19 protein-coding genes and 1 tRNA gene are annotated in these 19,473 nt (G+C 68.0%); 9 read left to right on the top strand and 11 right to left on the bottom strand.

All coding sequences use genetic code 11. The features are described from left to right. Positions 1-13: 13 nt before the first annotated feature. Entirely contained in the window at positions 14-2,011 is a 1,998-nt protein-coding gene (locus tag J7500_RS12630; protein WP_294062063.1) for a hypothetical protein, read from the bottom strand. On the opposite strand from J7500_RS12630, the gene J7500_RS12625 reads away from it, so the two are divergent. From J7500_RS12625 to J7500_RS12615, 3 genes are all read left to right on the top strand, one after another. After that, the gene (locus J7500_RS12625) at positions 2,011-2,271 is read left to right on the top strand and encodes a hypothetical protein (RefSeq protein WP_294062062.1); all 261 of its coding nucleotides are present in this window, start codon (positions 2,011-2,013) and stop codon (positions 2,269-2,271) included. The two genes, J7500_RS12630 and J7500_RS12625, sit on opposite strands and share 1 nt — an antisense overlap. Before the next feature lie 219 nt (positions 2,272-2,490). Beyond that, entirely contained in the window at positions 2,491-3,792 is a 1,302-nt protein-coding gene (pelA, locus tag J7500_RS12620; protein ID WP_294062061.1) for a pectate lyase, read from the top strand. A 78-nt stretch (positions 3,793-3,870) separates the two neighbouring features. Then, positions 3,871-7,206: a TonB-dependent receptor gene (locus J7500_RS12615; RefSeq protein WP_294062060.1), complete on the top strand. Its 3,336-nt coding sequence runs from the start codon at positions 3,871-3,873 to the stop codon at positions 7,204-7,206. A gap of 100 nt (positions 7,207-7,306) precedes the next feature. Here J7500_RS12615 and J7500_RS12610 read toward each other — a convergent pair whose 3' ends face one another. After that, complete coding sequence (locus J7500_RS12610) at positions 7,307-7,660, bottom strand: hypothetical protein (RefSeq protein WP_294062059.1); 354 nt, start codon at positions 7,658-7,660, stop codon at positions 7,307-7,309. Positions 7,661-8,300: 640 nt separating this feature from the next. On the opposite strand from J7500_RS12610, the gene J7500_RS12605 reads away from it, so the two are divergent. Beyond that, positions 8,301-9,323, top strand: coding sequence for a histidine kinase (locus tag J7500_RS12605; RefSeq protein WP_294062058.1), 1,023 nt, complete (start codon positions 8,301-8,303; stop codon positions 9,321-9,323). 1 nt (position 9,324) lies between these two features. Here J7500_RS12605 and J7500_RS12600 read toward each other — a convergent pair whose 3' ends face one another. The 7 genes from J7500_RS12600 to J7500_RS12570 form a co-directional block, all read right to left on the bottom strand. Beyond that, a complete protein-coding gene (locus J7500_RS12600) occupies positions 9,325-9,972 on the bottom strand; it encodes a response regulator transcription factor (RefSeq protein ID WP_294062057.1) in 648 nt (215 codons plus the stop codon). Positions 9,973-10,243: 271 nt separating this feature from the next. After that, positions 10,244-10,546, bottom strand: coding sequence for a hypothetical protein (locus J7500_RS12595; protein ID WP_294062056.1), 303 nt, complete (start codon positions 10,544-10,546; stop codon positions 10,244-10,246). A gap of 128 nt (positions 10,547-10,674) precedes the next feature. After that, positions 10,675-11,058, bottom strand: coding sequence for a hypothetical protein (locus tag J7500_RS12590; protein ID WP_294062055.1), 384 nt, complete (start codon positions 11,056-11,058; stop codon positions 10,675-10,677). 161 nt (positions 11,059-11,219) lie between these two features. Beyond that, complete coding sequence (locus tag J7500_RS12585) at positions 11,220-11,777, bottom strand: DUF308 domain-containing protein (protein ID WP_294062054.1); 558 nt, start codon at positions 11,775-11,777, stop codon at positions 11,220-11,222. A gap of 54 nt (positions 11,778-11,831) precedes the next feature. Then, positions 11,832-12,293 carry a hypothetical protein gene (locus J7500_RS12580; protein ID WP_294062053.1) on the bottom strand — a complete coding sequence of 154 codons (462 nt, stop codon included), beginning with the start codon at positions 12,291-12,293 and terminating at the stop codon, positions 11,832-11,834. Between the two features lie 25 nt (positions 12,294-12,318). Next, entirely contained in the window at positions 12,319-12,672 is a 354-nt protein-coding gene (locus J7500_RS12575) for a hypothetical protein (protein WP_294062052.1), read from the bottom strand. Beyond that, on the bottom strand, positions 12,653-13,135 hold the full coding sequence (locus tag J7500_RS12570; RefSeq protein WP_294062050.1) for an META domain-containing protein: 483 nt from the start codon (positions 13,133-13,135) through the stop codon (positions 12,653-12,655). The genes J7500_RS12575 and J7500_RS12570 overlap by 20 nt, the downstream gene beginning before the upstream one ends. A gap of 319 nt (positions 13,136-13,454) precedes the next feature. On the opposite strand from J7500_RS12570, the gene J7500_RS12565 reads away from it, so the two are divergent. Next, positions 13,455-14,069: an HdeD family acid-resistance protein gene (locus J7500_RS12565; RefSeq protein ID WP_294062048.1), complete on the top strand. Its 615-nt coding sequence runs from the start codon at positions 13,455-13,457 to the stop codon at positions 14,067-14,069. A gap of 37 nt (positions 14,070-14,106) precedes the next feature. Beyond that, positions 14,107-15,222, top strand: a complete 1,116-nt coding sequence (locus tag J7500_RS12560; protein WP_294062046.1) for a trypsin-like peptidase domain-containing protein — start codon at positions 14,107-14,109, stop codon at positions 15,220-15,222. Between the two features lie 10 nt (positions 15,223-15,232). Here the strand turns inward: J7500_RS12560 and J7500_RS12555 are convergent, their stop codons facing one another. Beyond that, complete coding sequence (locus J7500_RS12555) at positions 15,233-16,819, bottom strand: PQQ-binding-like beta-propeller repeat protein (protein WP_294062045.1); 1,587 nt, start codon at positions 16,817-16,819, stop codon at positions 15,233-15,235. Positions 16,820-16,861: 42 nt separating this feature from the next. Then, a tRNA-Arg gene (locus J7500_RS12550) sits at positions 16,862-16,938 on the bottom strand. Between the two features lie 57 nt (positions 16,939-16,995). On the opposite strand from J7500_RS12550, the gene J7500_RS12545 reads away from it, so the two are divergent. The 3 genes from J7500_RS12545 (at position 16,996) to J7500_RS12535 (ending at position 19,471) form a co-directional block, all read left to right on the top strand. Then, a complete protein-coding gene (locus tag J7500_RS12545) occupies positions 16,996-17,742 on the top strand; it encodes a queuosine precursor transporter (RefSeq protein WP_294062044.1) in 747 nt (248 codons plus the stop codon). Continuing rightward, positions 17,739-18,059, top strand: a complete 321-nt coding sequence (locus tag J7500_RS12540) for a hypothetical protein (RefSeq protein WP_294062043.1) — start codon at positions 17,739-17,741, stop codon at positions 18,057-18,059. Before J7500_RS12545 ends, J7500_RS12540 begins: the two co-directional genes overlap by 4 nt. Positions 18,060-18,145: 86 nt before the next feature. After that, a complete protein-coding gene (locus J7500_RS12535) occupies positions 18,146-19,471 on the top strand; it encodes a methyl-accepting chemotaxis protein (RefSeq protein WP_294062041.1) in 1,326 nt (441 codons plus the stop codon). Positions 19,472-19,473 lie beyond the last annotated feature (2 nt).

The raw sequence follows: 19,473 nt of genomic DNA, 5'->3' as shown, positions 1-19,473 counted from the left end.
GCTTGCTCCCGCTTCATGGCGCCGGCGTCACTCCCTCGACGCGCACTTTCCAGCCCTGGCTCGGGAAGCCGGGCGCATGGCCCTTCGCGCCGTCCCAACCTGCCGCCATCATGCCCACCGCCATCAGCAGCGCGCCGTTCGAGGGGAAATAGGTCTCGGCCGCGCGGCGATAGCCCGGTCCGTCGGGGTTGACCGCCATCGCGACGCCGCCCGCGCCGCCCGAGACCGGCACCAGCTCGTTGGCATGCGCGTCGAGATGGACGCGCGGCGTCATGCCGGTCACGCCCCATTGGTTGTTCTTGCGGTCCGCGAACAGCCAGTCGACTGCCTTGTCGGGCTCGCCGAGCCGCGCCGCGGTCATCGCCATCATCGGGAAATCCCAGCCCCAGGTCTGGCGCAGGTCCCAGTTCGCCTCGACCGCATCGAAGGTGCGGCGCATCGCGGCCGGATCGATCCGCGCGCCCGGGATGAAGCCATAGGCCATCAGGAACGAAGGGTGGTCGCGGTTCGCGCATTGCTCCGCGGTCGCATCGCCCCGGCACGCGTCGGACTGCGCGACGGTCCAGAAGTCGGGGACCGACTGCGCCGGCAGATAGAGCCCGTCGCGCATCGCAGGCCTGGCGAGCCGGGCGAGCGTGCGGTCCCATTCGGGATTGCGCGGCCGGCCCTGCCGCTCGCGCCATTGCTGCGCCGTGGTCAGCGCCCAGCGGAAATATTCCAGCTCGAAGGTCGGGTTCTTCGTGCTGAGCGGCGGATAATTCTCCTGCGCCGGGATCATCGGCGGCCCTAGGTTGCGCTGCCCGTCCGCCTCGATCGGCCAGGAGGCGAGCAGGTCTGCGGTCGCCTCGACGACGTCGCCGTAGCGGGCGAGCACCGCGCGATCCTTGCGCGCGCGCCACACCAGCTCGGCGAGCAGGATCGGGTGCGGCTGCTGCCACATCAGGAAGGGCGAGACGAGGCTGGGGCTGTTGCGCCCCTCGGGCCCCACCATCTTGGGCCACCAGGCGCCCTTGACGCGGTGCCGCGCGGCCTCCTCGCGCGCCTTGGGAAGATGCTCGACGTACCAGTGCAGGCTGCGTTCGAGCAGGTCGGCATGGCCCCACATCGCCTGCCAGGCGGCGTGCCATGGGTGCATCTCGAGGTGGAACTTGCCGAACCAGCTGTTCGAGAACAGCCCTTCCTCCTGCGGCGGCAGCTCGCCGGCGCCATTGATCGCGGAGAGATATTGCGAGAGCACCACGCGGCGCTCGAGCTCGGGTGCGCGGGGATCGGTGCTGCCGGTGAAGTCCACCGCGCCGCCACTCGTCCAGAAGCGCCGCCAATGGTCCGCCACCTGCGTCGCTGCCGCGGCGGGGGAGGGCAGGCGCGGCGCCGCGGCGTTGCGGTCGAACGACAGGATCAGCGTCAGTCGCTCGCTTCCGCGTCCCTGCGCGCGAAGCTCGGCGGGGCCCGTCTCGCTGATCCGGCCGTTGGTGACCGCCGTCGACCAATAGCGAGTCGCGTCGAGCGTGCGGAGCAGATGGATGCGATCGGGCTGGCGCTCGAGCACCGTGGTCGTGCCGCCGCCGTCCCAGCGCGCGGGATCTGGATTGATCCTGGGATCGACCCCCGGATAGCGCGCCGCCAGCCCCAGCCGGCCCGAGGCGACCAGCGGCGAGGTTACTTCGACGAATACCGCGTCGTTGCCGGGCAGCACCCGGGTGACGACGCGGACCGGCTGGCCCTGGTAGCGGAAGCTGCTGCTGAGCGTCCCGCTCCAGAGGTCGAGCGTCTGGCGAGTCTGCGACACGTTCGCGAAGCTCGGCGCGGCGCCGTCGATCGTCATCGCGATCCGGCCCAGCGAGATGCGGTGCGGATTGGCGCGCAGCCAGTTGAGCGCGGGGTTGGTGTCCGCCGCGGCCCAGGATTCCATCCAGGCATAGGGCTGCTCGCCGCGTCCCGGCACGGCCACCTGCACCAGCCCGTCGCGCTCGGTGAAGCCCTTGGGATTGGGCAGGCTGTGCCACGCCATTGCGCCATGGTCAGCAGCGGCGCGAGCTCGGAATAGCGATCGGGAAAGGTCTGCAGCCCGGTGATGTCGGCGGTGAAGCCCAGATTGCCGTTGCCGAGCATGACGGGCGCGTGCGGATCGACTTTCTCCAGCACGACATTGTGCCGGCGTACCAGCGCCTCGCGATCGATCCGCTCGGCCGGCTGGGCGAGGGCGGGCGCGGCCGTGATGCCGAGGGCGAGCGCGGCCCACAACGCCCTGGATCCCGGCGAGGCTATTGAAATCACTGCGCGCATCCTCTTTCCTTGCGTCCCGCCCGAGCCGTGCGAATCACACGAATTTTTACGTGTGAATGCCTCTTTTACAAATGATCGTATAGTGCTATTTAGAACATAGTCCCGCATAATGGGAATGTGGCAAGGGGGCAAATTGCCGCGCGCTGATCAGAAACCGGTGTCATGGGCGGGCGCGCAGAATCGAACGAAAAGGAAGTGGAGCGGATGAGAAAGGCGTATCTCGTGGCGTTGCTGGTGGCGTGCACCGGCCTTACGGCATTGCCGGTCGCAGCGGGCGTGATCGGGATCAACCAGCCGGCGCTGCCCCTTACCGAAGGCCGTATCTCGACCCTGCCCGACGCCCAGCAGGCGCCGTGGCTCGCCTATCTCAAGCGCTCGCAGGCGCAGCACCTCGCCGATCGCGCCGCGCTCGCGGCCGAGCTCAAGCCCGGCCAGCCCGCGCCGCCGCCGCCCCAGGCCGTCGGCCCCGGCTCGTACAACATGCCCACCGACAAGCCGGACGCCTGGTACCGCACCGCCGAGGCCCGGCATGTCGCCGACACGATCCTGAGCTTCCAGACGCCCGCGGGCGGCTGGAGCAAGAACCAGAACCGCGCCGGCCCCGCGCGGCTTCCCGGCCAGCGCTTCTCGAACGACGCCGAGACCATGGCGCAGGACCCATGGAACTTCGACGCGCCCTATGACCGCTTCTGGACCTTCGTCGGCACCATGGACAACGGCGCGACGATCACCGAGATGCGCTATCTAACCCGCATGGCGAAGGTACTGCCCGGCGAGGCCGGCGAGCCCTATCGCGAGTCGATCATCCAGGGCGTGCGCTATCTGCTGGCCGCGCAATATCCCAACGGCGGCTGGCCGCAGATCTGGCCGCTGGAGGGCGGGTTCCACGATGGAATCACCTTCAACGACGATGCCATGTCGGAGGTGTCGATGCTGCTCGACGACGTGGCGCGCGACCCGGTCTACCGGTTCGTCCCCGGCCAACTGCGCCGCCAGAGCGCGGCGGCCGTCGAGGAGGCGCTGAAGCTGATCCTGGCCGCGCAGGTGAAGCGCGGCGGGCAGCTCACCGGCTGGCCGCAGCAGGTCGATCCGCTGACGCTCGAGCCGATCTCGGCGCGCAACTACGAGCCCCGCTCGGTCGCGAGCGCGGAGACCACCGACGTGCTCATCTTCCTGATGCGCCAGCAGCACCAGACGCCAGAGGTCCGCGCCGCGGTCGAAGCCGGCGTGGCATGGCTCAAGTCGGCTGCGGTCACGGGCTATGCCTTCACGCGCACGCCCCAGGGCCGCAAGCTGATCCCCCAGCCGGGGGCAGGGCCGCTCTGGTCGCGCAACTACGACATCGTCACCGGCAAGCCGATCTTCGGGGACAAGGACCGGACGATCCACGACGACGTCAACGATCTCTCGGAGGGACGGCGCAACGGCTACAGCTGGTGGGTCACCGTGCCCCAGCGCGCCCTCGATCGCTACGCCGAGTGGCGCAAGTCGTCAGCGGCGGGCTGAACCGCGGCCGCGGCACCAAAATACAAGAAAATTTCAGGGCGCCGGCAATGAATCGGCGCCCACCAAAAGGAGAGGAAAATGCAGAAAGTAACGGGGGTTACCAAGAGATTCATGCTGGGCGCCTCGATCGCTACCCTGGCGGTGGCGTCGAGCTGGGCGGGGCAGGCACGGGCGCAGGGCACGCCGTCGCAGCCTGACACCGGTGCCACGCAGGCGGCGCCGGGAGACGAGCAGGAACTGATCGTCACCGGCGTCCGCCAGGCCGAACAGTCCGCGATTCAGCGCAAGAAGCGCGCCGCGACCGCGCAGGACTCGATCGTCGCGGACGACGTCGGCCAGTTCCCCGACAAGAGCGCGGCCGAGGCGATCGCGCGCATCGCCGGCGTGGCGCTCGACGTCGACGACGCGGGCCAGCAGGGCGGCTTCACCATCCGCGGCCAGGCGGCCGACCTGATCCGCGTCGAAGTGGACGGAATGACCGCGCTGCCGACCAACGGCGACCAGGGCGGCCGCGCGGTCGGTATCGGCGACCTGTCGTCGGACCTCATCAAGAGCGTCGACGTGGTCAAGGGCCAGACTGCCGACATGACGCCGGGCGGCGTGGGCGGCACGGTGCGGATCGAGCAGCGCACCGCGCTCGACTTCAAGAAGCCCTTCTACCGGCTCAACCTGCAGGGCCAGTACAACACGCTGTCGGACCGAGTGACGCCGCGCATCAACGCGATCGCCGCGCACAAATTTTTCAACGACACCTTCGGCATCCTGCTCAACGCGACCTACGAGAACCAGCGGACCACGACCGACTTCGCGCGCGTCTCGGACAAGCAGTCGGGCTACGTCCCGATGGGCGACCTGGATAATTCGCCCGAGAAGAGCTTCACCACGCCCTATGATCCGATCGCCGCGGCGGTGACGACCAAGGCGGGTTGCGCTGCGCTGCCGACGACCGGAATCAACAGCAGGCTCAACTGCTATGCGCAGTGGGAAGACTTCGTGCCGACATTGCCGCGCTTCGGCCGCGGCGTGCGTGGCGACGAGCGCTTCTCGGCGCAGATCCGGGCGGACTGGAAGCCCGACGACCGCGTGTCGATGTTCGTCTCGTACAATCCGAACATCCGCCACTACAGCTCGCAGGACTATAACCTCAGCATCGCCAGCCCGACGGGATCGACCAATGCGAGCGGCGTGCTCGCCTCGAACATCACCAACGCAGTGGTGAACGAGAACCACTATGTCACCAGCTACGACATGGTGCGCGGCACCGGCGTTGGCACGGTGGGCTCGCTCAACTGGACGAACCAGGTCCGCGACATCTATCGCAACACCGCGCAATATTACACCCAGGCCGGCGTCGACCTGTTCCTGGGCAAGTGGACGACCAAGGCGCGCGTCCAGTACAGCCTCGCCAAGGCCTCGCGCGAGGACCGGGCGTTCAGCTTCAACGCCGCGCTTCCGTCCGCCTCCTTCTCGATGATCCCCGAGAACGGCCTGTGGACCTTCGCGCCGCCGAGCAGCGTCGATCTCTCGAGTCCGGCGGCCTATTATCCGCAGGTCGGCGCCAACGGGATCAGCGCCAACTCGCAGCTCGAATATACGCCCGAGGACAATCGCTCGAGCGAGTGGAACTACCAGCTCGACGTGACGCGCGAGTTCGACGATTTCGGGCCGCTCAAGTCGCTCAAGTTCGGTGCCCAGCGCCGCAAATACTTCAACACCGCGTATCGCTACAACGGCTTCCAGATCGCGCCGGGCGTGACTCTCGCCCACGCGCGAAGCCTGGACCTCATCCAGTTCTGCTCGCCGGCGCTGGCTCCCGCGAGCGCGCCCTGCCAGTTCGGCGAGACGCGCCGCAACACGGCGGCTAACACCACCGAGCTGCTCTACAAGGTCCATACGCTGACCGAGGCGCAGTATCAGGAGGTCATCAACAACAGCCTGATGCGGCTCCCGGGCGCGAACTTCTTCAGCGGCCTGCCCGATCGCGGCAACCTGCTGAACTCGTGGATGGGCTATGATTTCGACAAGTTCTGGAACACGCTGGGCAAATACGCCGACCTCAGCGACATGAACCTCGACTGCCTGTACGAATGCATCGCGTCGGACGGGAAGACCTATACCCGGCCGACGTACAAGACGTCGGAGATCAGCACCTCCGCCTACGCGATGATCGACTTCGAGCAGCCGATCCTGGGCATGACGCTGATCGGCAATGCCGGCGTGCGCTACCAGAAGGTCACGGTGCACGCGCAGCCCGTGATCGACTTCAGCGACCGCGTCGCGATCGCCGGCACCGACGCCAACGGGCTGCCGACCTACACGATCCAGAACAACTTCATTCGTCGAGAGATCGGCCAGGTGGACCGGACCAGCGAGGACTGGCTGCCCAGCCTCAACCTCGCGCTATGGCCGGTCGATGGCGTGCTGGGCCTGCGCTACTCGATCGGGCTGCAGCGCGCTCGCCCGAGCATTCTCCAGCTGACCGGCAATGCGACAGTGAACTGCGGCAAGGTCAACGAGGCGGATCGCGCGGCGCTCGAGGCGTTCCTCGCATCGCATCCCGGCGCGATCGACGACGGCGATCCCGCCACCGACGATGCCGATGAGGCGAGCGGGATCATGACCAGCTTCGTCAACCGCTGCTCGGGCCGGATCGGCAACCCCGAGCTCAAGGGCTATGGCGCGCTGACGCAGAACCTGTCGCTCGAATGGTATCCCAACCGCGACACCCAGCTCAGCGCGGCGGTCTATCAGATCAACGTGCGGTCGGGTCGCCCGGAAAGCGTGAGCTTCGGCAATTACGAGCTCGGCGGCGACGAATATGAAGTCGACACCTATCAGGACGGGCCGAGCGGGCTGCGCACGCGCGGCTATGAGATCGCGGGGCGCACCGCATTCACGTTCCTGCCCTGGATCTTCAAGCACACCGGTGGCGGCTTCAATTATTCGTACACCAAGTCGAACGAGCAGAACACCGCGATCGACCCGCTAACCGGCACGGCGCTGCCGCCCAAGGCCGAGTCGAGCTATTATTACAACGTCAATTTCTGGTACGACGACGGGCGGCTCAACGCGCGCGTCGCCTATCAGGCGCGCGACATCTACTATGACCGGACCGAGGCATCGAGTCTCAACCGCACGCCCACGACGCCGGGCGTCAGCGGGACGAACACCACCTCCTACTACAAGGTCGTGACTCCGATCTTCAAGGACTCGACCAACTCGCTCGACGCGCGCGCGTCCTATCGGCTGAGCGACATGTTCCAGCTGTTCGTCGAGGGGAAGAATCTCCTCAACGACAGCATGTCGCGCTTCACGCCCGATACGTACCGGACGATCGGCGGCGGTACGCCGTACATCTTCGATACCTATTACTCGGGTCGCACCTATTACGCGGGCGTGATCGCGACCTTCTGAGCTCGGGCCCCCTCCCGGCCCTATGGCCCGGTTCCCGCCAGCGGGGGCCGGGCCTTTTTTTGCCCGACCCCGCATGCGGGGCCGGGCAGGGAGGAAGGCGTCAGCGAAGGATGCGCAGCGTCCGCGGGTCGAAGCGTACCACTTCGAACACGTTCGCCGCCCGGCGCAGCACCACCGTGCCGCGGGGGAAGTCGACCGCGACGACGGTCAGCGCGCGCCCCGGATGGCGGGCCCCGGTCTTGTAATAGTTGTTGAGCAGAATGGTGCCCACGACGTTCGAGACGGTATTGCCGGCGACGGCACGCCGCTCGACTTCGGCGCGGGTCGGCCCGTCGAGCTGCGCGAGCAGCGCGGCGTCGAGGGAGGAACGGCCCTGGGCCGCTGCGGGCGTGGCCAGCACCGTGAGGCTCAACAGGATCGGGGCGGACCAGGCAACTGCACGACTGAGGTTCATCTTCCTATTCCTTCCGTGAAGGGCGAATGGAAAGGCGCTTCGTCGGAGGCAAGCCGAGGCGACGCAGCCCCAGAAGGTCTAAACGAGCGGGCAGGGGCGCTCCATCGGTGGCTATCCCTAGGAACCCCCCGGTCGCTCCCTGAGAAATACCGGGGCAAACCCCCTGCCGCGCGGATGCTGATCCCTCCGCAAGATGCCCCGCATCTCGTTCCAGATTGTAGGAGTTATACAGAGTTGTACCCAGTACGGATCCGTAACGAACGCCTTACGCGCTGTAATAGTGATGCGGTTGGATCGATGGATTCGTGAAAGTCCGGCCCTAACGCGCGGAATTGATTTGCCCCGCTGGTGCGATTGAGCGCTTTCATGAAGACAGGCCGATATTGAGAGTGTATGTTCAACAAATCGACTCTTGTTCAACAGGTGGCCCATTTTCCCGGTGGAAGATCTATTTTGACCTTCCGGAAACATGGAGTGGAACGGAGTGGCCGAGGTGAAGGTAAAGGGGCAGGTGCCGTCGCGGCGTGACGACGCTGGCCCCCCGGTTATGCCTGATATTGCCGACTGGCGGGGGCTCATCCTTTCGGCAGCCGCTCCAGCGCAACCCGCTCGCTCCCCGCACATCGGGTCCGAAACCGACATGCTGAACCTGATCGAGCTGATGCCGATGCCCATGGGCGTGGTTGACGGGGAGCTCACCACGGTCTTCGCCAATCGCGCCTGGTTCGAAGCGCTCAACCGAAGTGAGGCGCGCGACTCCGGGCATCTTCGCGACCTGCCCGAATGCTATCGCGTCGCCGCGTGCAGCGAGCATGGGCAGAAGGCGATCCGCGACGGAATCGAGCAGCTCCTGGCGCAGGACACGCACAGCTTCGTCCACCGCTACATCGCGATGCGGGGCACCCGGGCACCCACGGTGCTCCAGGCGCGGCGGCTGATCGGCGCCAAGCCGCACATCCTCTTCTGCTTCCACGAGACCGCCGAGCCGCCCAGCGAGACGCTGTTGCGCGGGCAGCAGGCGGCGATCCTGCGCGCCGAAGAGGAGGAACGGCGCCGTATCGCGCGCGAGCTCCACGACGAGACCTTCCAGCAGCTCGCGCTGATCCGCTTCGGGCTCGAATCGGCACGCACCGCGCGGCAGGAGCAGGAGTTCGAGACCGCCTTCGTCGCGATCGAGACCGCGCTCGCCGCGGTCCAGTACCAGGTCCGCACGCTGAGCTATGTGCTCCACCCGCCCGAACTGCACCGCGGCGGTCTCCCGTCCGCGCTGGAGAGCTTCATCCGCGGCTTCGGCCGGCGATCGGGGCTCGAGGTCGAGTTCCACGACGAGGCGGGCTTCGTCGAGAGCGCGCCGGACGTCGAGCTGGCGCTCTACCGCGTCGCGCAGGAGGCGCTCGCCAATGTGCTCAAGCACGCCCAGGCGTCGTGCGTGACGGTACGGCTGCGGCGCGAGGCGCGGCGGCTGGTGCTCGAGATCTGCGACGACGGAGTCGGCATTCCGCTCCGCGTCGTGCATGGCGAGGAGCCGCTCATCCTCGGCGTCGGCCTCGCCAGCATGCGCGAGCGGATGGAGGCGCTGTCGGGCGATCTCAGCGTCAGCCGACTCGATCCGGGCACGCTGGTCCGCGCATCGGTCCCGCGTCGCCGCCGACGCTCGCGCTGATTCAGGGCTCCACGATGTGGTTGCGCACGGCGTAGCGCACCAGCTCGGCGGTGGTGCGCAGCTTGAGCTTGTTCATCGCCGTCGCGCGGTGCGTCTCGACCGTCTTGACGCTGATGTCGAGCAGGTGCGCGATCTGCTTGTTGATCTTCCCCTCGGCGATCAGCTGGACGATCTCGCGCTCGCGCAGCGTCAGCGTCGATGCGCCGCTGTCCTCGTGGCTGTGGACGAAATGGTCGAGCAAGGTCTCGGAGATCTCGCTCGAGAAATAAGGTTTGCGCAGCGCCAGCGCCTCGACCGCGGCGACCAGGTTGGTGCCTGAATCGGACTTGAGGACATAGCCCCGCGCCCCGGCGCGCAGCACGTCGACGATCAGGTCCTCGCGCTCATGCATCGTGTAGATCAGTATCTCGATCCGCGGCAGCTCGTGCTTGAGCACGCGGGTGAGCGCCAGCCCGTTCATCAGCGGCAGCGAATAGTCGATGACGGCGATGTCGGGCTGCATCTCGCGCGCCAGGCGGAGCGCGGTGTGTCCGTCGGCCGCTTCGCCGACGACTTGCCAGTTGGCGTGCGCGGCGAGGAGGCTGCGCACCCCTTCGCGCATGGCCTGGTGATCGTCGACGATCAGGATACGGCGGGTCGGACTCGACATAGACCTCTCGCTCAGAACCCCGCTTTTCCGGCCGTCCGTGCCGGCCTTTACGCGGAACCGCGCCGGCCTGTCGGTGGCCCTTGCATCATTGCCTAACTGTGGCGGTACGCAATCGGGAATTTCCCTGTCTTCGCACCTTCCAAGGCTGACCTCGCAGCTCCGTCTCCGGCCCGCCGAGGTGTTCGGGGGGACATGGCGGACCGGAGACGGGCCGGGGCCCGTTGCTGCGTTGCAGGCCCGGCTCTGGAGTGCCCAGCAGGCAGCGGTAGCGTCAGCGCCTGCGGGCGCGCTTCTTGGCCTTCATCCCGCGCTCGTGGACCTGCAGGCACCCGTCGGTGACTTCGCGCGTGCAGGGCGGATAATTGCCGGCGCTCGGCTTGGGCGTGAGGTCCTGGGGCACGTTGCGCGTGGTGACGGTCCCGTCGGGCGCGCGCACCGTCTCGGTCAGCCCGCCCGGAAGCGGATTCGAAGTGACCGGATAGCCGCGCGCGTCACGCGCCGGCTCGGACTGGGCCATCGCCTGGGCGGGAAGCACGATCGCAGCCGCCACGATCAGAAGCCTGAGAGTTCGCATGTTCCATTTCTCCCTCTGTTGGCGGACCCCAGGGCGAGCGGGAGCCGGGGCGCCCGATGGACGCCCGGGAAAACCCGCTTCGGCTGCGGTCCATGCGGTCGCGCCGGATTGCGACGCGACCATTGCTGTCACCGCGCCTCGAAACGGATGACGGGGCGGGTGCCGTGCCGTAGCCGCACGAAATCCAGCCATACCGTCCGGATGCTCTGCGGTGCGCGGCGCAGGTTGGTGATGGCGGAGCAGGTGCCCGGGCGCAGGCGCATGCGCACCGGGACCCATTGCTCGCCGCCGCGAAGGAAGCCGACGCGATAGCTGTTGATGAACACCGTGTTCCGGGACACGCACAGGCGAACCTGGCGGTGGCGGCCGGAATTGCGGACGCGGATCGAGTCGTGATCCAGGCCGAGCCCGACGGTGGTGGAGCCGAGGGTCACCCAGCGGCGCTGGGCCTCGGCGGGGCTGCTCGTCAGCGCCAGGGCGGCGCCGGCGAGAAGGAAGACATACGCACGCATCGCTTTCCTCCATTTTCGTCAATGCTGCGGACGGATGGGAAGGCGATGGGGCCCCGCCACGCGGCTTTGCTCCGATTGTCTCGGATGGCGGGAGCTTAGGCGCGCGGGCTCTTGCCGCTCATAGAGAAAAACCCGCGTCGGAACCCGGGAAACTAAGGAGATTATGCCACCGGATTCCCGCGCGGTGCGCGCACTGCGGTGACGATCCAGACGACGCCGTGGACGAGCAGGTCGATCCCCAGCACCGCGGCCACGAAGCGGACCTCCGCTCCCCCCTCGGCGAGCAGGATCGCGGCGCCGCCGATCGCGCCCACTGCGCCCGACAACGGCAGCCAGCGATAGGCCCGGCGCGCCACGCCCAGCCAGATGCGCAATATGCCCGAAGCGACCAGCGCCGCGGCGAGGGCGAGCCTCAGGAACGCCGCCTGGAACTCCGGCCGGTAGATCAGCAGCAGCCCGAAGCTGATGTAGAGGATCCCGAGCGCGAGTCGCCACAGCAGCGATCCCCAGGAGCGGGTCGTCGCGCGCTGGAGCATCGTCACCAGCCCCGCGATCATGGCCAGGCCGGCGATCGCGATCACGCTAATCGTCGCGACCAGCGCTATGTCGGCGAGCACCAGCGCGCCGGCGATCAGCAGCACCGCGCCGAGCAGCAACTGGCCCTTGTTCCAGGCGCGCGGCGTTTGGCCGGGCTCGCGGAACCGTGCAAAGTCCGTCATGGCTTCCTTCCCCCTGGCGCCCTCTACGGGCGAGGCGTGACTCGGCCGCAGTGCCTAGCGGCGTACCACCCGCGCATTCTCGGCGGTGCCGATCACGCGAACCCGTTCGCCGACGCGGAAGTCGCGGGGATTGCCGGGCTGGATCACCGCCACGGCCTCGCCCGAGTCGAGTTCGACCGTCAGCTCCACGCCCTGGGTGCGGCCCGCACCGGCGAGCGTGCCGCCCACCGCGCCGCCCGCCACCGCCCCGGCGGTCGCGCCGATCACGTTCTGCGCGGTGTTCCCGCCGATCGTGCTGCCCGCCGCGCCGCCGATCACCGCGCCGGCGAGCGCCCCCAGCCGGGTCTGGCCTGCCCGGATCTCGACCCGGCGGACGCCCGCGACCGTGCCGAAGGCGACCGGCTGGCCGCGCATCGCCTGTTCGTCGGGGAAGCTGTGCGTCGATGCGGTCGGCATGCACCCGGTCACCATCGTCGCGGCGGCCAGGCACAGCAGCATAGTGGAAGTGGTTTTCATCACGACCTCCTTGAGGGCCCCGGCGTCACTCGTGCCAGCCCGGGGGAATGCGTCGGCCGCGCTCGCGGCACTGGATCGGGACCATCCGGCCGATGGTGAGCGTCAGCTGCGTGCCGCGCAAATGCGCCGACCGGGTGGGGGATTCGAACGCGAAGGTGCCGCGTGCGCGCCGCTCGAGCACCATCGGCCCGCCCTGGGCCCCGACGACATGCGCGGTGTTGCCACGGAAGATGACGACCACGCCGTCGCCGCGATCGCACGAGAAGAACACCCGCTCCTCCGGGTAGCGGTGATAGACGCAGCCGGTGAGCGCCACCGTCGCCGCGGCGGCGAGCGCCAGCGCACCGGCCCGGCGCCGCTTATTGGGGCGTCCAGACATAGTCGCCTCCGTCCATCATCAGGTTGAGATGCAGGCGGCCGTCGCGGATCACGAAGGTGCGGACGTTGGCCAGGTCCCGCGAAACCCGCTCGAGCGGCGAGGGGAGGCAGGCCGCCATCGTCACTGCCTTCAGGTTCAGCGACACGCTGCCCATCGTCTTGTCGATATCGGGCGAGGTCCAGCTGCCGGTGCCGCGGTTGCAGTAGAGCTGCGCGACCAGCGTCCCGTCGGGATCGAGGCGGATCGTATAGACTTCCTCCGCCCGGGGGCGGATCGTGCCGATCGCATCCTTGGGGGAAACGAACTCGACCAGCCGCCATTCGGTGCCGGTGAGCCGGGGCTCGGTGGAGGCCTCGGCATAGCGCTCGCCGGTGGTCGCGCAGGCGGCGGCGGCCAGCGCCAGCCCGCTCATCACGAACGCGCGTATCCGCCGCGCTCGTGCCGCGCCCGTCGTAGGGGACATGATTCCAGCCAATGGCCCGTTGCCTGCCATCGTTTCTCTCCCATCTACTGGCTATTCGATAGAAGTCAGATCGAGTTTTACTTTAGATGCAAAGATCCGTTGCCAGATAATCTAAGGGATTATTGGCGCGTCCCGATCGTGCGGACCGACGATCTCTGAACGTTGCATCAGGTATAGGTATCGCATGCCTGCAGCCATCGGGATTAATCCCGATACCTCCGCGAACTAATCCCAATTAGACCGGCGCGTCACCATAGGGCATCCCGCCCCCTGCGGCGGTTTGCCGTACGCGGCTGTGGGAGTTGGCATGAGCGCAACAATGAAAGCATCGCGTCTGGGCGGCCTCGAATACAACCCGAGGTACCGGCCCGGCTTCCTGGTCCTCGGCGTCATCCTGATGCTCTGCGGGATCTTCGCGGTCATGGCGCCGCTGCTGTCGACGCTGGCGGTGACGCTTGCGGTCGGCGTCTCCGCCGCTGTGGCCGGCATCGCGCAGGTCGTGCAGGCCTTCCGGGCCTCGGCATGGAAGGGCTTCTTCCTCAACCTGCTCATCGGCCTCGCCTTCCTGGCCACCGCAGTGATCTTCCTGCTGTGGCCGCCCAAGGGCGCGCTCGCGATCACGATCACCGTGTCCTGGCTGCTGCTCATCGCCGGCATCGGCGAGGTCGCGCTGGCCTTCCGCGTGCGGCCGGAGCGGGGCTGGGGATGGCTTGCCATCTCGGGGCTTGTGGCGATCGCCGCGGGCCTTTGGCTGATGTACCGCATTCCGGTGACCGGCTTCTTCGTGCCCGGCGTGGCGCTCGGAGTCGCACTGCTCTTCGAAGGTGCGGCCTTTGCCGCCATGGCCATCGCCGGGGGCGGGCCCGTGGTCGACGAAGCGCGTTTCGACGGCGCACCCGGGGTGCCGCCGGACCGCGAGCCGCCCGTGCTCTGAGGCGCGCCGCGACCGTTCGCGGCACAGGAGGCCGATCATGCGCCTGCCCACAGCGACGGTTCGCGCCGCCACCACCATCCTCGCGCTGGCCCTGCTGACGGGCGCCTGCCGCTCGGGGGAAGGCAATCAGCAGGAGCAGCGCGCGCCGCTCCCCACCGCCGAGCGTCAGCCGGTCGCGGCGGGGGGCGGCAACGACCCGACAAGCTTCGCCCCGCTCGTTCGCCACGCGGCGCCGGCGGTGGTGAGCATCGCCGTCGTCCAGGCGTCGCCGGACCAGCAGAATCCGCTGTTGCGCGACCCCTTCTTCCGCCGCTTCTTCGACGTTCCCGAGCAGGCGCCCCAGGCGCGCCTCTCCTCGGGATCAGGGGTGATCGTCGATGGCGCGCGCGGGCTGGTCATCACCAACCACCATGTCGTCACCAACGCCCGGATCATCGAAGTCGTGCTTCCGGACCGCCGCCGCTTCCAGGCCGAGCTGCTCGGCAGCGACGAGGCCGCCGACGTCGCGCTACTGCGGCTGCGTGGCGCGAACCTGCCCCAGCTCGCGCTCGGCGATTCCGACCGCGTGGAAGTGGGCGACCGCGTGCTCGCGATCGGCAATCCCTTCGGGCTTGGCCAGACGGTGACCTCGGGCATCGTCAGCGCAGTGGGGCGGGGGGTCAGCCGCGAAGGCTATGAGAGCTACATCCAGACCGACGCGCCGATCAATCCGGGCAATTCGGGCGGTCCGCTGATCGCGATGGACGGCACGGTGATCGGCATCAACAGCGCGATCTTCGGGCCAGGCGCCAACATCGGGATCGGCTTCGCCGTGCCTTCGGCGACGGTGCGCTTCGTCACCGACCAGATCTTGCGGCACGGCACGGTGCGCCGCGGGCGGATCGGCATCGGCTTCGCCAATCCGGCGATCGTTCCCGCCAATGCGACCATTCCGGCGGGCGCCCCGGTCGCCTCGGTCGAGCCGGGCTCCGCCGCCGCGCGCGCGGGCCTGCGCACCGGCGACGTCATCCTCACCGCCGGCGGCCGACCGACCCCCACCGGGGCCGAGGTCCGCAACATGGTCGGCCGCACCGAAGTCGGAGCCAGGCTCACGCTGCAGGTACAGCGCGGCGCGAACCGGTTCGACGTCCCGGTGGAGGTCGAGGCGCGCTGAGGGCGCTTCCTCAGTACAGACGATAGGCGACCAGGGTGCTGGGCATCACGGTGCCCGGGCGCTGGTTCGCGACGATCAGCATGCCGTCGGCGGTGATCGCCATCTCGCCGCCCGTCGGAGCCGTCCACACCGGCGCATGATTGCTGCCTTGCGTCGGAAGGGCGTAGATCGCCTTGTCGGTGCTGACGAAGACCAGGTTCTTGGTCGCCACGGTATTGAAGATGAATTGCTCGCCGGCTGGTGGCGTCCATGACCACTGGATCGCCCCCGTCGCCTCGCTCAGCGCGTCGAAGCGACCTGGGTTGTTCCGCGCGAGATACACCATACCCCCGGCGACCGCCGGCGAGGTCGTATAGGTGTCGGCGCTGCGCCAGGCATAGGCGCCGTTGGCGATCGACCAGTCGACCAGCACGGAAGACGAGGCCGACCCGCGCTGCCCGGAATAGGCGAGGACATTCCCGTTCGATCCCAGGATCGGCGCGCCGTAATAGCTGTATCCATTGGACTGGAAAAACGGATCGGGGATGCTCTTCTTCAGCGCGCCGCTATTCCTGTCGATGACCTGAAGCGCCGCGCCGGAATAGTAATAGACATTGTCGGCGTCGACCGCCGGGGTTTCCCCATCCCAGATCGAGCCGTTCGCGTCGAAGCTCCAGTACTGCAGCTTGGCGTAGTCGAAGCCATAGACAACGCTCCCGAAATAGCCGGCCGACATGTAGAGGCCTTGATCATAGGCCGTAGGAGGCAGGAAGAACGACCACTGCGACGCAAAGGGCGCGGTGGGGCCGGCGAACTGGCCCGTCTCGGCATCGAGCGCGATGATCGAGTTGTTCGACGACGACGACACCATCGAGGTGACGAACACCTTGCCGTTCGCGGCTGCCGGCGCGCTGGTATAGGAGGTCTGCCCGACGTTGTAGAACCAGCGCTGCTCCCCGGTGGAAGTCGCCAGCGCCCTGACGGTCGTCGTGCCGTCGCTTCCGAAGGTGGTCACATAGGCCCGATCGCCGGACGATGCGACGGTGGTGATGCGGGTTACCCCCGCCGGCACATAGTCCCACGCCTTCTTGAAGGCGGCGGGGTCGAAAGCGGCGCGGACATAGCCATCGTGCCCGGCGTTGCGCTGGAAGGTCTTCCAGTCGCCCAGTCGCACCGTGAGCTGATAGGTGAACGTCTTCGCCGATCCGGCGTAGACGTTGGAGCATGCGGCATCGCCGCACAGGCGAAACGTTACCGCTCCGCTGTAATTGCCGGGCTCCAGTGTCGCGAGCGGCTGCAGCCGAACCTGGTAGACTCCTCCCGCCCCCTGGGTGATCGTGCCCCCCTGCAGTGCCAGTTGGGTATGGTCGAATTGCGCATCCGCAATCACGGTCGTCGCCGGCAAGCCGGTCACCGTGGCATCGAACGCGATCGGCCCCCCGGATCCGTCCTCGGTCATCACCACGCTCTGCGAATCGACCGATAACGTGACCGCGACACTCGGTGTCGGGGTAGGGCTGGGCTGTGGCGTCACGACGCTCCCGCCGCCACCGCCGCTGCAACCGGCCAACATCCAGCAGAGCGCCGCCAGCGCGCCATTGCCTGCCCACTTCGACACGAATGTTTTCTCCCCCTTCGCGGCTCCCCTGCCGCTCGTGCTTGGCGCGCCCGGCAGGGCTCGAACCTGCGACCCCAAGCTTAGAAGGCTCGTGCTCTATCCAGCTGAGCTACGGGCGCGCGCGGGCCTCCCTAACGCGGATTGCGCCGCGGCGGAACCGCGATCATAACGCCCGCATGATCGAGGGGGAAAGCCGGCCGGCGCCAGTCGTCGCGCGCGAGATCGAGCGCGGACATTTCCGCTATTACGACTTCGTCATGGCGGCCTTCGTCGCCATCCTGCTGCTGTCCAACGTGCTCGGCGCGGGCAAGGTCGCCGAGGTCTGGCTGCCCGGCGTCGGCTATTGGCCGTTCGGCGCGGGCATCCTCTTCTTCCCCGTCTCCTATGTCATCGGCGACGTGCTGACCGAGGTCTATGGCTATGCCCGCGCGCGCCGCGTTATCTGGGCGGGCACCGTCGCGGTGCTGTTCATGGCGCTGATGTCGTGGGTGGTGGTCGCGCTGCCGCCGGCACCCAGCTGGAGCAACCAGCACGCCTATGAGACGATCTTCGGCCAGGTCCCGCGGATCGTCTTCGCCTCGATCTGCGCCTTCTGGGTCGGCGAGTTCGTCAACAGCTATGTCCTCGCCCAGATGAAGCTGTGGACCAAGGGTCGGATGCTGTGGACGCGCACGATCGGCTCGACCGTGGCGGGGGAGGGGATCGACAGCCTGATCTTCTACCCGCTCGCCTTCCTCGGTGCCGAGGGCTGGACGACGGCGCTTGTGATCCAGGTTCTCTTCACGCAATGGGCACTCAAGGTCGCTTGGGAAGTTGTGCTGACTCCCGTCACCTATGTGGTGGTCGACTTCCTGAAGCGGCGTGAGGGCGTGGACGTGTACGACGAAGGCACTGATTTTACTCCGTTCGCGACGCGCGTGTGAGCAGCTGGCAAGACGTAAAGGCCTGGGTGGGGCTGACCACCGGCCTTCCCGATTCGACGCTCCATGTGATCGGCGGCATGCTGCTGCTGCTCGGGGCCTCGGCGGTGCTGCGCCGGGTCTTCTGGGACTGGCGGCCGTGGCTCGTCGTGCTCGTGCTCGAGCTCGTCAACGAGACCTACGACATGCTCAACCCCGCCAGCGGCGAGAACCGGCTCGGCGCTTCGCTGCACGACCTCTGGCTGACGATGCTCTGCCCGACGCTGATCCTGCTTCTCGGCGGCTGGCTCGTGCGCCGCGCGGCGGGGAAATCGCGCTAATCCAGATTATTCAAAGGGATGGATGACCAGGCGCGTCGGGCCGCGTCTATAATACGGGCGGGGGATCTTCAGTCAGAGGCTTCGCCATGCGCTGGTTTACCGCGACCGCTCCCATTCGTCTCAAACTCCTCGTCGCGTTCGGATCGCTGGCGGCGCTGACCGCGGCGACGCCGCTCGCGCTGCTGGTTGCGCCTTCGATCGCCGGCTGGGTCGGCGCCGCCGCCGTCGCCGCCGCGATCCTGCTCGGCGGCTGGTACCGCCACGCGATCGCCACCCCCTATGTGGCCACCGTGGTCCGCATGGAGGCGCTCGCCGCCGGCGACCTTGCGGCCCCGATCGCGCACACCGATTTCCGGGACTGCGTCGGCCGGATGACCAAGGCGATGTTCGCTTTCCGTGACGCGGCGCAGGCGCAGATCCGCCAGAACCAGGAAGCGGAAAGCCATGGCACGATCGTCCGCGGGATGACCGCGAACCTGCGCCGGCTCGCCGAGGGCGACCTCACTGCCGACATCGTCGAGGACTATCCGGGAAGCTATGCGGAGCTGCGCGCCAACTTCAATGCCGCGCTCGCCTCGCTGCGCGCGCTGCTCGGCGCAGTGACCGAAAGCGCCGCCACGATCCGCACCGGATCGGGCGAGATCGCCCAGGCCTCCGAGGATCTGGCGCGGCGCACCGAAGCCAATGCCGCCAGCCTCGAGCAGACCTCGGCCGCCATCGCCCAGATGGACCAGCGCCTGCGCGCCACTGCAGAGGCCGCCGGCCGCACGGTCGAGCGTGCCGACGGCGCGATCGCGACCGTGTCGGGCGGGCGCGGCATCGCCGATGAGGCGGTGCAGGCGATGGCGCGCGTCGCCGATGGTGCCAAGGGCATCGACAGCGTGATCGAGGGCCTCGACAAGATCGCCTTCCAGACCCGCGTTCTCGCGATGAACGCCGCGGTCGAGGCGGGCCGGGCGGGCGAGGCGGGCCGCGGCTTCGCGGTGGTCGCCGATCTCGTCTCGGCGCTCGCGATGCGCGCCGAGGAGGAAGCCGGCCGCGCCCGTGACCAGCTCACCGCCACCCAGACCGACATCGTCGCGGCAGTGGAGATGGTTGAGAAGGTCGACGGCGCGCTCGCCGGAATTTCCGAGGGCGTGGGCGAGGTTCACACCCTGCTCGGCCAGATCGCGACCGACAACCAGGCGCAGGCCGCCGCGGTCGGCGAGATCCGGGCTGCGGTCGGCACGATGGACCAGGCGACCCAGCAGAACGCCGCGATGGTCGAGCAGACCTCGGCGGCGGCGCGCCACCTCAGCGCCGAAGTGGTGCAGCTCGCCGGCCAGGCCGCGCAGTTCACCATCGGCGCTCCGGCCAGGCGGCGTGCCGCTCCGGCGCGCGAAAATGTTGGAGCTGCCGTCTCGCTACATTGAGC

The organism is Sphingomonas sp., assembly GCF_017744835.1.
GTDB lineage: Bacteria > Pseudomonadota > Alphaproteobacteria > Sphingomonadales > Sphingomonadaceae > Sphingomonas.
This window is presented reverse-complemented; position numbering and strand designations above follow the sequence as displayed.

Excerpts from the sequence above, each read along its gene's own strand:
- J7500_RS12585 (WP_294062054.1), bottom strand. The coding sequence starts at position 11,777 with ATGACGGACTTTGCACGGTTCCGCGAGCCCGGCCAAACGCCGCGCGCC.
- J7500_RS12630 (WP_294062063.1), bottom strand. The coding sequence starts at position 2,011 with ATGGCGTGGCACAGCCTGCCCAATCCCAAGGGCTTCACCGAGCGCGAC.
- pelA (WP_294062061.1), top strand. The coding sequence starts at position 2,491 with ATGAGAAAGGCGTATCTCGTGGCGTTGCTGGTGGCGTGCACCGGCCTT.
- J7500_RS12560 (WP_294062046.1), top strand. The coding sequence starts at position 14,107 with ATGCGCCTGCCCACAGCGACGGTTCGCGCCGCCACCACCATCCTCGCG.
- J7500_RS12570 (WP_294062050.1), bottom strand. The coding sequence starts at position 13,135 with ATGTCCCCTACGACGGGCGCGGCACGAGCGCGGCGGATACGCGCGTTC.
- J7500_RS12575 (WP_294062052.1), bottom strand. The coding sequence starts at position 12,672 with ATGTCTGGACGCCCCAATAAGCGGCGCCGGGCCGGTGCGCTGGCGCTC.
- J7500_RS12605 (WP_294062058.1), top strand. The coding sequence starts at position 8,301 with ATGCTGAACCTGATCGAGCTGATGCCGATGCCCATGGGCGTGGTTGAC.
- J7500_RS12565 (WP_294062048.1), top strand. The coding sequence starts at position 13,455 with ATGAAAGCATCGCGTCTGGGCGGCCTCGAATACAACCCGAGGTACCGG.
- J7500_RS12545 (WP_294062044.1), top strand. The coding sequence starts at position 16,996 with ATGATCGAGGGGGAAAGCCGGCCGGCGCCAGTCGTCGCGCGCGAGATC.
- J7500_RS12590 (WP_294062055.1), bottom strand. The coding sequence starts at position 11,058 with ATGCGTGCGTATGTCTTCCTTCTCGCCGGCGCCGCCCTGGCGCTGACG.
- J7500_RS12595 (WP_294062056.1), bottom strand. The coding sequence starts at position 10,546 with ATGCGAACTCTCAGGCTTCTGATCGTGGCGGCTGCGATCGTGCTTCCC.
- J7500_RS12600 (WP_294062057.1), bottom strand. The coding sequence starts at position 9,972 with ATGTCGAGTCCGACCCGCCGTATCCTGATCGTCGACGATCACCAGGCC.
- J7500_RS12610 (WP_294062059.1), bottom strand. The coding sequence starts at position 7,660 with ATGAACCTCAGTCGTGCAGTTGCCTGGTCCGCCCCGATCCTGTTGAGC.
- J7500_RS12615 (WP_294062060.1), top strand. The coding sequence starts at position 3,871 with ATGCAGAAAGTAACGGGGGTTACCAAGAGATTCATGCTGGGCGCCTCG.
- J7500_RS12535 (WP_294062041.1), top strand. The coding sequence starts at position 18,146 with ATGCGCTGGTTTACCGCGACCGCTCCCATTCGTCTCAAACTCCTCGTC.
- J7500_RS12580 (WP_294062053.1), bottom strand. The coding sequence starts at position 12,293 with ATGAAAACCACTTCCACTATGCTGCTGTGCCTGGCCGCCGCGACGATG.